Annotated in this window: 11 protein-coding genes and 1 riboswitch; all 11 genes read left to right on the forward strand. The window is 30.8% G+C overall.

Features of this window, described 5'->3' with window-relative positions:
* Window positions 1-73 precede the first annotated feature (73 nt).
* The 11 genes from ACREVU_RS18520 (at window position 74) to ACREVU_RS18570 (ending at window position 11,979) form a co-directional block, all read left to right on the forward strand.
* The gene (locus ACREVU_RS18520; protein WP_431553110.1) at window positions 74-1,093 is read left to right on the forward strand and encodes a phosphodiester glycosidase family protein; all 1,020 of its coding nucleotides are present in this window, start codon (window positions 74-76) and stop codon (window positions 1,091-1,093) included.
* A gap of 30 nt (window positions 1,094-1,123) precedes the next feature.
* Complete coding sequence (locus tag ACREVU_RS18525; protein ID WP_431553077.1) at window positions 1,124-2,152, forward strand: hypothetical protein; 1,029 nt, start codon at window positions 1,124-1,126, stop codon at window positions 2,150-2,152.
* Between the two features lie 394 nt (window positions 2,153-2,546).
* Window positions 2,547-3,164, forward strand: coding sequence for a site-2 protease family protein (locus ACREVU_RS18530; protein ID WP_431553111.1), 618 nt, complete (start codon window positions 2,547-2,549; stop codon window positions 3,162-3,164).
* On the forward strand, window positions 3,165-4,295 hold the full coding sequence (locus tag ACREVU_RS18535) for a sensor histidine kinase (RefSeq protein ID WP_431553078.1): 1,131 nt from the start codon (window positions 3,165-3,167) through the stop codon (window positions 4,293-4,295).
* A 156-nt stretch (window positions 4,296-4,451) separates the two neighbouring features.
* The gene (locus ACREVU_RS18540) at window positions 4,452-5,084 is read left to right on the forward strand and encodes a response regulator (RefSeq protein ID WP_431553079.1); all 633 of its coding nucleotides are present in this window, start codon (window positions 4,452-4,454) and stop codon (window positions 5,082-5,084) included.
* Between the two features lie 168 nt (window positions 5,085-5,252).
* The gene (locus tag ACREVU_RS18545) at window positions 5,253-6,188 is read left to right on the forward strand and encodes an ABC transporter ATP-binding protein (protein ID WP_431553080.1); all 936 of its coding nucleotides are present in this window, start codon (window positions 5,253-5,255) and stop codon (window positions 6,186-6,188) included.
* A 77-nt stretch (window positions 6,189-6,265) separates the two neighbouring features.
* Window positions 6,266-7,393 carry a SagH family ABC transporter permease subunit gene (gene sagH, locus ACREVU_RS18550; protein WP_431553081.1) on the forward strand — a complete coding sequence of 376 codons (1,128 nt, stop codon included), beginning with the start codon at window positions 6,266-6,268 and terminating at the stop codon, window positions 7,391-7,393.
* 1 nt (window position 7,394) lies between these two features.
* Window positions 7,395-8,552: an ABC transporter permease gene (locus ACREVU_RS18555; protein WP_431553082.1), complete on the forward strand. Its 1,158-nt coding sequence runs from the start codon at window positions 7,395-7,397 to the stop codon at window positions 8,550-8,552.
* A 290-nt stretch (window positions 8,553-8,842) separates the two neighbouring features.
* Window positions 8,843-9,508 carry a tRNA (guanosine(46)-N7)-methyltransferase TrmB gene (gene trmB, locus ACREVU_RS18560; RefSeq protein WP_431553083.1) on the forward strand — a complete coding sequence of 222 codons (666 nt, stop codon included), beginning with the start codon at window positions 8,843-8,845 and terminating at the stop codon, window positions 9,506-9,508.
* Window positions 9,509-9,768: 260 nt separating this feature from the next.
* Window positions 9,769-10,944 (forward strand): permease, encoded by a 1,176-nt coding sequence (locus ACREVU_RS18565; protein WP_431553084.1) that lies wholly within the window; start codon window positions 9,769-9,771, stop codon window positions 10,942-10,944.
* A gap of 153 nt (window positions 10,945-11,097) precedes the next feature.
* The gene (locus tag ACREVU_RS18570; RefSeq protein ID WP_431553085.1) at window positions 11,098-11,979 is read left to right on the forward strand and encodes a TIGR03943 family putative permease subunit; all 882 of its coding nucleotides are present in this window, start codon (window positions 11,098-11,100) and stop codon (window positions 11,977-11,979) included.
* Window positions 11,980-12,216: 237 nt separating this feature from the next.
* A riboswitch (cobalamin riboswitch) is annotated at window positions 12,217-12,419 on the forward strand.
* The last annotated feature ends 131 nt before the right edge of the window (window positions 12,420-12,550 follow it).

Genomic DNA, 12,550 nt, shown 5'->3' on the forward strand with positions numbered 1-12,550 from the left:
GTTTTAATATGTATAGTTTTAATGTACAATAGGATAGAACCTAATAAGAAGAAGGATGGGAAGTATGAGGAAACTGAAAAAAAACAGAAAAACTAAGAAAACAAAAAAACGTACAAGCACTCTTGTTATATTATTTATTGTATTTGAACTTGTTTTCACAGCAGTTACAGGCCCATATATGCTTTATTATGGTCCATTTAAAAATGCAAAGACTACAGTAGTAGGTGCAGCTATGACTACTCTTACATTACAATGGCTAGCGAAAGCTTTTTTATCCGATGCGAAAATAAAAGAAATCATGAAGGAACAATCGGTGGAAACTGTAGCTCAAGCTAATCTAGATGATAAAACATCAGGGGTAAAGGTAGAAAATAAAGATGATGATAGCATTGAAAGATATGACATAACAGGTAAAAAGTACAAAGGCTACGTATTAATAATTAGTGATCCAACTAGGATAAAAGTTGGGTATAGTAGCAAACTTGGAGTGGAAGGTGAGCTAACTAGTGAAATTGCAAAAGCAAATAATGCAGTTGCGGCCATTAATGGTGGTGCGTTTACAGATAAAGCTGTTGACGTGGAATGGGCAGGAACGGGAGCAAATCCAACAGGAATAATAATGACTAATGGGAAAACAGAGTTTAGTGACATAAAAAATGAAAACAAAAGAACAGAGGTTGTTGCATTAACTAAAGAAGGAAAGTTATTAGTTGGTCTCCACAGCATTACAGAAATGGAAAAAGTTGGAGTAACTGAAGCGTTATCATTTGGTCCAGCTATGATAGTTAATGGAAAGAAAATGATAAATTCAGGTGAGGGGGGTATGGGTATAGCGCCTAGGACAGCTATTGCACAAAGGCAAGATGGGGCAATAATATTATTAGTTATTGATGGAAGACAAGTAAATAGTATAGGGGCTACTTTGAGAGAAGTGCAAGACATATTGTATGATGAATATGGTGCTGTTAATGCTACTAACTTAGATGGAGGCTCTTCGGCCACTATGTTTTACAATGATGAAGTTATAAACAATCCTAGTGACAGTCTGGGAGAGAGAGCAATACCTTCAATTATGTATGTGGAGAGTAGATAATTAATATTTTAAATTAAAGGAGAAAGCATTATGAAATGGAAGAAAAGAATATTTATATGGATAGTAGTGTCTTTATCTTTACAATGTTTAGTTCTCTTTTATGTGGATCATTATTTTTTAGCTCCTGATTCAAAGGTAGCATCGAAAAAAGTTGAGCCAGAAGAAACCGAAAAAATAAAAAACATTGATATTACTGTTCCAGCGAATGCAGAAAATATATTAGTGTCCTACGATGCTAAATATTTATCTTATTATGAAGAGGGAAAATTAAAAGTTGTTAACTGTAAAGATGGAACAATAAAGGATATATCTGTAGATGAAGGTTGTGCAATTTCTTTTTCCAAATGGCTTCCAGATAGAAATAGAATGCTTTTGGTAGAGAAAAACAGCTATGATGACTCTAGTAATTTAGTGTTATATCATTATGATATGTCAAAGGATGAAAAAGTAAAGATAAAAGATTTAGCTTGGGCTAACACAAATTCTGAGGTAAAAGATATTCAATCAGCAACTTTAACAGGAGTTAATTACGTAAAAGTTTCAAGTGAAGGTGAACGAAGTAGCATATACAGAATTGATAGGATGGGAACCATGACAAAAACTGATACAATTCCTAGTTTTATAAATAGAATATCGGTGTTACGTCATGAAGATAAATTAATATACGAGGGGTCAGTTTATAATAAAATATATGCTACCAATAGAGAAAATTCTATAACTGTAGAAGGTGTGGACAAGCTAACATTAATTGGTGATGATGATGATGACAATGTGTATCTGGGAGAATTAAAAGACAAATTAATAAGCAAAATTTATTATGGCAAAATATCAGATGACACTGCGGACTGGAAAGTCATTGAATTAAAAGACCCTACTGAATCAAAAGATTTATATGTTACGTCAGAAGGTAAGGTATATCAAAATGACTCACTTAAGGGCATAGTAAAAGAAATTAGTTCTGGAGCGGAAACTAGCTATGAAGGAAAATTAGTGCAGTTATATGCTAAAGGAGTAGTATCTTTAGTAAATAATAAAATATATTTTCTTCCTTTTAAGTAAGTAGGTACATAAATAAGTTGTTGTGATTTTAAACTATGCCTTAGGCATGGTTTTTTATTATATAGTAAACAGCTTCTGCAAATGATTGCAGAAAACATTTATACTCGACTGTAGCGATATTATGCTCTTATAATAACTTATCTAATAGTTTAATTTAATGAGAGTATAATGTTATTCTTAGAGAATACATTTATAGAAGTGGATAAGTTGAAATATATTTATATGTTTTGAAAATATTGGATTAAAAATAAAAAAACTTTGCTATAATAGATAGATTGAACATCTAAAAAATAACAAGTTAAAGATGCCCTAACAAGATAAATAATAATTAGCAACTGCTATTTATCTTGTAGGAATAGAATTGGGTACAGTAGATATAGTAGATAAGCTTTTGATGATACCAGCAATTTTAATAGCATTTACTTTTCATGAGTATGCACATGCTATCACAGCAGATAGGTTAGGAGACAAAACACCTAGATTTCAAGGAAGACTTACACTAAATCCCATTGCGCATATAGATCCAATGGGATTTATTATGATTTTAATATTTAACTTTGGATGGGCAAAACCTGTTCAGACAAATCCTAGTGCCTATAAAAATTATTATAAGGATGATTTGAAGGTTTCATTAGCAGGTCCTGTTGCTAATATTATCATAGGATTTGTTTTTGCACTTTTGTCTGTATTGTTTTCAAAGTTTTCGCCAGTTCAAGGTGAATTATATACCATTATCCTACAAATGCTGATGATTACAGGGGTCTTAAATTGTATATTATTTTTTCTTAATTTAGTGCCAATACCAGGCTTTGATGGATTCCATATAGTTAGGGATTTATTTCCAAAGGCTTTTTATGATTTATCAGATACATTAACTAGGTATCAATTCTTAATATTTATGGTATTAGTACTTCCTATATTACCTAATAACCAATCAGTTTTCACTTATCTTGTGCAAGTACCAGGACTGTGGTTATATTCTCTTTTCACCAATATTGTAGGAATGATCTAAATGGATAGATGGATTATTATTTATGAGTTTTCTATTTTAATTTATTGCATAAGTAATTATCTACAAAGTGGAATTGAAAATTCCACTTTTGCCATATCTACTATTTTATCTTATATATGTCTTAAAACCTGTTATTACATATTTAGTAAATTTAAATATGTGGATATTATATTGATTTTGACTCTAGTATTAGTAGTGGTTGAATATTTTTATGTTTATGATTTAATAATACTAGTCTTACCTATTAACATTTATATGTTATTAGGAAAGAAAGACCAGCATAAGTGGATAAGTATAATAGCTATTATCATTAGTGTATATTTTATAAAACATGATATTTTAAAAGAATATATATTAATAGCGGCATTGGGTTATTTAGTATATATATTAGTTAATATTAGCTTTAGTGGAATGCAAAAACTTACAGAAGAAAATGAAAGATTAGCGAAGAGAAATGCTACACTTTTAAGTAAACTAAATAAAGATGCCGAATTTTATAAACAATCTAAATACATGTCGCAGCTTCAAGAAAGAAATAAGATAGCCCAGGAAATACATGATAATATTGGACATGTATTGTCTGGAGGCATTATGCAGCTAGAGGCGGCTAAGCTTTTACTAGACGTTGATATACCTAAATCAAAATCAATGGTTCAGGGCACTATTAACGTACTACGTGAAGGAATGGATAATATAAGAATCACTTTGAAAAATATTAAACCACCTGCAGAACAATTAGGCATAACTAAGATTAAAGTGTTAATTGAAGAATTTAGTTCTAACAGTGGGATAAAGTCTAATTTTCTTTATAATTCAAATATAGATAAAATAACCACAGTGCAGTGGAAGCTTATTTATGACAACGTTAATGAAGGGTTAACGAATACAATGAAATATTCTAAAGCATCTAAAGTTATTGTTGGTATTGAAATTCACAATAAAATTATAAAATTAGAAGTTAAGGACGATGGTATAGGCTGCATTACTGTTATCAAAGGTCTAGGTATTGCTGGCATGGAAGAAAGAATAGTGGATGCAGGTGGACAGGTTATTATAGATGGAACACAAGGCTTCTCCATTATCTCACTTATTCCATTAGACCAAGAAAAGTGGGGGACGGTTAACAACTAATTGATGTTTAGAGCTAGATTTTATGTGTATGTGTAGGTGTAGGTGTAGGTGTAGGTGAGGGACAGTTAGCAACCAATTGATGTTTAGAGTTTGATTTTAGGTGGATTAAAGGTGGGGGACAGTTAGCAACTAAATAACAAATAAGGGGCTAGGAGTATGGCAATTAAAGTTTTGATAGCTGATGATGATATACTAATAAGAGAAGGTTTGAAAATTATACTTGAATTGGACGAAGAATTTGAAGTGGTGGGGTGCGTCCAAAATGGATTGGAAGCCTTAGAAAAGTGTAAAGTGGAAATTGTAGATGTAGCATTATTGGATGTAAGAATGCCAGTGATGAATGGAGTACAAGCAGTTAGTGAAATAACTATGAAAACAACAACTAAAACCTTGATTTTAACTACATTTGACGAGGATGAATATATACATGAGGCTTTAAAAAATGGGGCAAGAGGTTATCTTTTAAAAAATAATTCACCAGAGAAAATAAAAGATGCTATTAAAACAGTTTTTGGTGGGAATATTGTTATGCAAGATGTAATATTAGATAAGGTTACAAGAGGTTTTAAAGTGATAAGGAAAGAAGAAATTCCAAAAGAATATTTCTTTACAGAAAGAGAAACAGATATAATAAAAGCTATTGCAGAAGGTCTTTCAAATAAAGAAATTTCTAATAAAATATATATATCAGAGGGGACAGTTAAGAACTATATCACTTCTATTCTGGGTAAGACTGGATTAAAACATAGAACTCAAATTGCGATATATTATTTAAAGGGAGAAATATAATATTAGGTATATGAGAATAAATAACAAGTCGGCAGATTAGTATTTATTTTCAAACGTACTTATATGACTTTAGTCATATAGAAAAGGTGACTTTCACTACTTACTAGGAAGTCTCTTTTTTTATACAATAGAATTATAAGAAATAAAAATTATAAAGAGGTGCCATATATGAAGATAGTTAAAATCCAAGGATTAACCAAAAAATTCAAAGATGTAATAGCAGTAGATAATGTGTGCTTAACTATAGAAGAAGGCGAAATTTATGGGTTACTCGGACCTAATGGAGCAGGCAAAAGCACTATTATAAATATATTATGTGGTCTACTGGAAGTGGATAAAGGCAAAATTGAAATTTTAGGGAAAGACATTGAAAAAAGCAGTACTTACACAAAACAAAACATTGGTGTGGTGCCACAAGAGATTGCTATTTATGATGACTTAACAGCTTATGAAAATGTTAAATTTTTTGCTAGTCTTTATGGGCTAAAGGGATCTGAACTTAGTGATAAAGTAGATGAAGCACTAGAGTTTGTTGGGCTTTTAGATAAGAAAAAAGAGTACCCAAAGAGTTTTTCAGGTGGAATGAAAAGGCGATTAAATATTGCATGTTCTATAGCTCATAGGCCTAAGCTAATTATAATGGATGAACCCACGGTAGGCATTGATCCTCAATCAAGAAATCATATATTACAATCTGTAAAGAAATTAAATTCACTAGGATGTACTATAATCTATACTACTCACTATATGGAAGAGGTAGAAGCCATATGCGGTAATATAGCTATAATAGACCACGGTAAGGTAATTGCACAGGGGACTGTGGAGGAATTGAAGTCTATTGTTACAGATGTAAATTATGTTGAGATTACTGTAGAAGATGTAGATGTGGTTAATATAGAGGAACTTAAGGCAATAGCGGGAGTTGTTGAAATAGAAGTTGTAGAAGAAAAAATTAAAATACAAAGTAAAAAGGATATTACTAATTTAGATAAAATAATATTATTTTTCACTTCTAATAATGTTGCTATTAAAAGTATGGAAAGCAAAAATCCCGATTTAGAGTCGGTATTCCTCACACTAACGGGAAGGAAACTCAGGGATTAGAGGCTAACTTTTAATGAGAGTTATATACTTTAATAAGTGCAAGAAGCATAACTATTAATAACAGTTGGGGGAATAAAATGAAGATTTTTATTATAGCATTGAAGGAAATTAAGCAAAATTTAAGAGATAAACAAGGAATGCTTTTAATGATAGCACTTCCTATAGTTCTTATGTTGATTTTAGGGACAGCTCTGTCTGGTGATATGGATGAGAGCTCATATTTGTTTAATAATACAAATATAGCTTATTCTATTGAGGGGAAGGGGCAGAGAGTAGAAGCTTTTGAAAATTTTCTAAATGAAACAAAAAAACTTGGTATAAAACCTATAAGAGTGCAAGATTATGAAAGTGGAATTAATAGTGTTAAGGATACAGTGTATGTCTGCTATATATACTTTAATGAAAGTGAAAATAAAATAAATCTTTATAAAAATGAAAAATATAATTTTGAAGCATCATTTGTAGAAGTAGTTTTTCAAGGGTTTGTACAAAAGTATAATGTTATAGCTGAAATAGCAAAGGTTAAGCCTGAAGCTGTAGAACAAGTTTTAAAAGAAGATTCTAAAAAATACGTAGATGTAAAATCTATTGATAGGAAAAAGCAGCCAAGAGCAATTGACTATTATGGAATAACTATGACAACACTAATTATAATGTATGGTGCGTTATATGGGGCTTTTGCCATTAATGGTGAAAAAACAAGGAAGACAGGAAATAGAATACTAATTTCTCCTATAAAAAAGTATGAATTTTTTATAGGAAAGAATATGGGAACTTTTGTAAGCATAATGTTTCAATTATTAATAGTGATGGTTTTTAGTAGATTTGCTTTGGGGGTAGACTGGGGAGATAGTCCAGGGGTGGTATTACTAATAATGTCATCAGAAGTATTTATGGCGATATCGCTAGGAATAGCAGCTGCTTTTATTTTTAAATCTGAAGGTGTAATTTCTGGAGTATTAAATGCTATGATACCACTAATGATTTTTCTCGGTGGAGGATATGTATCATTAGAACAGTTTGATAGTCAGATTCTATTGAATATAGCTAAAGTTTCGCCAGTAAGATGGGCAAATGATACTATATTCAAGATAATATACAGTGGTGATTTTAGTGGCGTATTTACTACCATTTCTATTAATTTAATCGCAGCCACAGTGTTTTTAGCTATATCTATGTTGATGTTTAGAAAGGAGGGAGCATAAAATGAGGAGTGTTTTTTTAATAGCTAAAAATACTTTTAAGCTTATTTTTAAGAAAAAATCTAATGTAATAGTATATATAGTATTACCTATAATACTTGTTGTGGTGTTTATGGGTATGCAAGGGGGTTCTTCCAGCTCTAAAGTATCTATGGGAATTGTTAATAAAGACAACACAGAAATATCTGTGGATATGCTTAAATATTTAGAGTCTACTGAGAAATTTAAAATTGTACAATTAGATGAAGATGATTTAGCAAAAAAAGTAGCTAGTGGAGATGTGCAATTTGCAGTAATAATTCCTGAAAATATGAAAAGCAAAGTACTAAACAAGGATATAGATAAAATTGAAGTAATATCTATAAAAGGTCAGGAGACTACTGTATGGATAGAAAATTATATAAATATGTATATGAAAAATATAATGGATATATCAAAAGCCGCAAATGGGCAAGAAGAAATCTTTGATAAAATATATGAGGGCTATTCAAAACAAGAATTAGTGATTCAAAGTGAATTTGTAACGGATAATACAAAGGAACATTCAAAAGGACAAGGCACAACTGAAAGTACAATGGGACTATTTATTTTGGTAATGTTAATAGGGGCAAATACAACCTCAATACTGATTCTAAAAGAAAAAAGAGAAAGGACTTATCAAAGAATATGTACTTCACCTGTAAGCTCAAAACAGTATATGATGGGGAATGTAATAGTGAATTTATTTATTGTATTTATCCAGATAACTATAGTTCTGTTTTTAGCTACAGTGATTCTGAAATTTAATACCCATATACCGGCTATGCAATTACTAATTGTATTAATGAGTTTTGGTGCGGTGGCTGTATCAATAGGGCTTCTAATAGTGGCATTTTCTAAATCCACTTCATCCGCTGGTACTCTCTCCACTTTAATTATCACTCCATCTTGTATGCTAGGAGGTTGTTTTTGGCCAGTTTTCATTATGCCACCATTACTTCAGAGGTTATCAGATTTTATTCCGCAAAGTTGGGCATTAGGCGCTATAAGAAAGCTTCAAACAGGAGCACAGTTTAAAGAGGTGCTGGGTAATATACTAATACTATTAGGTTTTGCAATTACATTTTTCCTTATCTCAGTTTATAAAATGAAAAAGGATAGAAGTGTGGAAAGATTCATTTAAAGCGGGTAAGGGTGGGGACGGTTATAGAGAGCTGGAGTGCTGGGGACGGTTAACAACTAATTTGCTTTTAAATTATTTAAATTAAGTGGATAACGTGGATAACGTGGATAACGTGGGGACAGTTAACAACTTATGGGGATTTATATCAAATGGACAATCTTTTATAAGTAGGAACTTACAACTAAAACTATAAAGTTTGTTTAGATGAAATCTGTGATATAATAATGAAGTGAATTTAAGAAAAAATTATGTAGTAATTTTTTAATATATGAATAAAAGGAGAAAAATATATGCGCCTAAGAAAAAAATATTGGGCTAGGCCAGAACTAGAGGCTAGCCATATTGTAGTAACAGATCATTATGCTCATAAAGGAAAATGGAATGTGGAATTTAAGAATGACAATGAAATACATCTAGAACTAGGCTGTGGTAAAGGTGGTTTTATATCAGAAAAATCTAAGCAAAATCAAGATATCAACTTTGTAGGTATAGATTTAAAAGATGAAGTCTTAGTATTTGCGCTTAGAAAAGTTTTAGAAGTAAGGAAAGTTAAAGAGGCAGAAACTTTAAATGTAAGGCTTATGCCGCTAAATATTATGCTTATTGATGATGTTTTTGCAGAGAATGAGATAAGTAGAATTTATATAAATTTCTGCAATCCTTGGCCAAAGGAAAGGCATAACAAAAGAAGGTTAACTCACACTAGATGCTTAACTAATTATAAGAAATTTTTAAAGCCTGGCTCTGAAGTTTGGTTTAAAACAGATGATACAGAGTTATTTGAAGACTCAATTGAGTATTTCAAAGAATGTGGTTTTGAAATATTATTTTTAACCTATGATTTGCACAATAGTGATTTTAAAGAGAATGTAGTTACAGAATATGAAGCCAAGTTTGCTGGACTCGGCATGAAGGCTATGTTTTTAAGGGCTAAACTAATTGTAGAGAATAAATAAGCATTTGAAAATATAAATATTATTATAGTTATAAACAGAATTGTCCACACTAGACCCATAAAAATTGGGATTGGTGTGGACAATTTTTTTATTGTATTATTCGTGATATTAAAGAAAGTTATTCAGTGCCTAAGAACCCCATGCCTTTAGGAGTGGGAGTTTTAGTTTGTAGTTAATGCTCACATAGCTGGAATAGTAACCAGTTTAAGCTAATATAATAGTTTAGAATATGTAAATATTAATAGCAAGGAGTTGAGCATTTGAATCAAGGAAATAAAAGGGTTTACAATAGTGAAGTTAGCATAATAAAAATTTTGATTATCATCATAGTTTTACTATTGGGTATAGATATTGTAAAGAGCAACGCCTTTATCAAATTAGATTTAAGGGTTCTTAATGATTTTTCTACAGTTTTTCTTAGTATAATTTTTGAAGGCATACCATTTATATTAATAGGAGCATTAGTTTCTTCAATAATTCAAATATTCGTATCCGAGGAAGCAATTGCAAAAATAATACCTAAAAATAAGTTTGTAGGGGTTTTAATCGCATCTTTAGTTGGACTTGTTTTTCCAGTATGTGAGTGTGCAATTGTTCCAATAACTAGGAGGCTTATTAAGAAGGGCGTTCCATTAAGTATTGCGGTTACATTTATGCTATCAGTACCGATTATGAATCCTGTGGTTTTATTGTCAACGCATTATGCTTTTATGGGAATGTCATACATGGTAATAGCAAGAGCTATGTTTGGTATGATTGGCTCTATAACAATAGGCATTCTCATAGGGGTACTGCATAAAGATAGTCCTTTTAAACACCAAGTGGTTAGAAAGGCAAGAAGCACACGAAAAGCAGAAGGTGATTTTAAACATCAGAATGTAGTAAGATCTAAAAGTACTAACCATATAAAACATAATCATATCCATGTAGACAAAAATAATGATAACTGTTCTTGTGGACATACTCATAACCATAGTAAATATGATAATAGGATTTTGAGAAACATAGAGGAAATAATAACTCATACTAGTGCAGAGTTATATGATATAGGTAGATTTTTTATAATGGGAGTATTCCTATCAACGTGTATGCAAATTTTCATACCTAAGGAATTTATTTTATCCATAGGTGGAGGTGTTTTATCTTCAATAATTGTAATGATGATGCTAGCTTTTGTATTATCAGTTTGTTCAGAAACAGATGCATTTATAGCAAGAAGTTTTTTAGGTCAATTTACATCCGGTTCAATTTTAGGATTTTTAATTTTAGGGCCTATGATAGATATAAAAAATACAATTATGCTTTGTGGAAGTTTTAAATTAAGTTTTGTAGCTAAATTGATTTTCCTTATAATTGCTATTTGCTTTATTTTGGCTGTAATAGCAAACATATTTCCGCTTGACAAGCTAACTAATGGGTTTGCTTTAGGGGTTTGAAAAATAAAGGATTGAAATAACAGTCATATTTTATGCCACTAAGAAAATTAATAGCTAATAATTATCATCTGCTTACAGATTTTGTGTGGAAAGCCCATTCCTTCAGGTTTGGGTGGGTTGCACTTGCGAGTAATCAACACAAGGAGGATAGGTTTGAAAAAGAAGTTGAATTTTAATGAATTAATATGGTTTCTTATATTGATAGGCTTCACTTGTTATTTTTACATGATTATTAGTACAAATAAATTAACACTATTTGTACATCCCAAAATGGTCAAATACGTAAATTTTGCATTGTATTTTTTTATTGTTTTGGTTATTTTCCAAGGAAAGAATATTTTCACTAATAAGAAAGCTAAAAAATTTAAGTTTGGATATATAATGTTTTTAATTCCACTGTTTTTAGGATTTTTAATAAGGCCTGTGGGTATCAGTGTTTACAGTGCAATAGACAAGGGATTTTCATTAACATCACAATTGAAAATTGATGCATTGAAGCATAAACATACTGTTTTAGAGGATGGAACAGAGGTATGTGAACATAATGATGAAACTACTCATTTGGTTGAGAATACTAATACTTCTGAGAATACTAATACTTCTGAAAATACTAATGTTACATTAGATTTACCTATAGAAAGTACATCAATTATAAATGGTGATACTATAAATGTGACTAATGAAAATTTCGTGAATACTTATGAGGATTTATATGGAAATACTAAGGAGAACATTGGTAGAAATCTATATATGAAAGGTTTTATATATAAACAAAAGGGACTTGATAAAGATGAGTTTATATTAGCTAGAATTCTTGTAAGTTGTTGCGCGGCAGATGCACAGCTGGTGGGCGTTTTATGTGATTTCTCTGAGGTAAAAGAATTCACAGAGGGTACTTGGGTAAATATAGAGGGTATATTAGGACAGCGAGTATATGCAGATCCTAAAAATGGAGAAATTAGTATAATTCCAATAATTAAAGTGAATAAAGTAGAAAAAACATATGAACAAAGCAATGAGTATATATATAATTAAGGAGCTAAGAATTGATAAATAGAGCAAAGGTTTATGAAGGCATGTAAATTCTAAATTATTGACATAATTAATGTAATGCTATAAACTTAATTGTGTTGAAGAACATTAAGTATTAGAACTTTTAGATTTAACTTTATGTAAGTATATTAGCAAAAAAAGTGAATAGATATTTTTAGGTGCCTATTATTAATTAAAATGCTTTAGCGGATAAAGCTACGTTAGAAGATGAAGCTATATTTAGTAGCTAAATTTATAGGTAGTAGTGAAACTACTAGCGTTGACTATTAATAAGGTGAAAAGGGAATGTGGTGTGATTCCACAACAGCCCCCGCTACTGTAATTGAACACAAATTTTTATATCTACCTTTGAAAAAAAGGAAGGGACAAGAGTGAGTGAGTGAGTCAAGAGCCAGGAGACCTGCCTAAATCAGTAATATTAAGCTTTCGGCGGGAAAGAACTTGTAAAGTATAAGTTAGTGCAATAATAAAATTGTACATAACAGCAGGTGTGAAAGCTTGCTGTTTTTTATTTTGTAATAATATAAATATAATAAGCATAATAGGAGGAATA

The sequence above is a fragment of the Clostridium sp. genome (genome assembly GCF_050717535.1).
In the GTDB taxonomy this organism is placed as follows: domain Bacteria; phylum Bacillota; class Clostridia; order Clostridiales; family Clostridiaceae; genus Clostridium_AD.

Coding starts and splice junctions, on each gene's coding strand:
- ACREVU_RS18535 (WP_431553078.1), top strand. CDS start 3,165: ATGGATAGATGGATTATTATTTATGAGTTTTCTATTTTAATTTATTGC.
- ACREVU_RS18530 (WP_431553111.1), top strand. CDS start 2,547: ATGATACCAGCAATTTTAATAGCATTTACTTTTCATGAGTATGCACAT.
- ACREVU_RS18540 (WP_431553079.1), top strand. CDS start 4,452: ATGGCAATTAAAGTTTTGATAGCTGATGATGATATACTAATAAGAGAA.
- ACREVU_RS18525 (WP_431553077.1), top strand. CDS start 1,124: ATGAAATGGAAGAAAAGAATATTTATATGGATAGTAGTGTCTTTATCT.
- trmB (WP_431553083.1), top strand. CDS start 8,843: ATGCGCCTAAGAAAAAAATATTGGGCTAGGCCAGAACTAGAGGCTAGC.
- ACREVU_RS18545 (WP_431553080.1), top strand. CDS start 5,253: ATGAAGATAGTTAAAATCCAAGGATTAACCAAAAAATTCAAAGATGTA.
- sagH (WP_431553081.1), top strand. CDS start 6,266: ATGAAGATTTTTATTATAGCATTGAAGGAAATTAAGCAAAATTTAAGA.
- ACREVU_RS18555 (WP_431553082.1), top strand. CDS start 7,395: ATGAGGAGTGTTTTTTTAATAGCTAAAAATACTTTTAAGCTTATTTTT.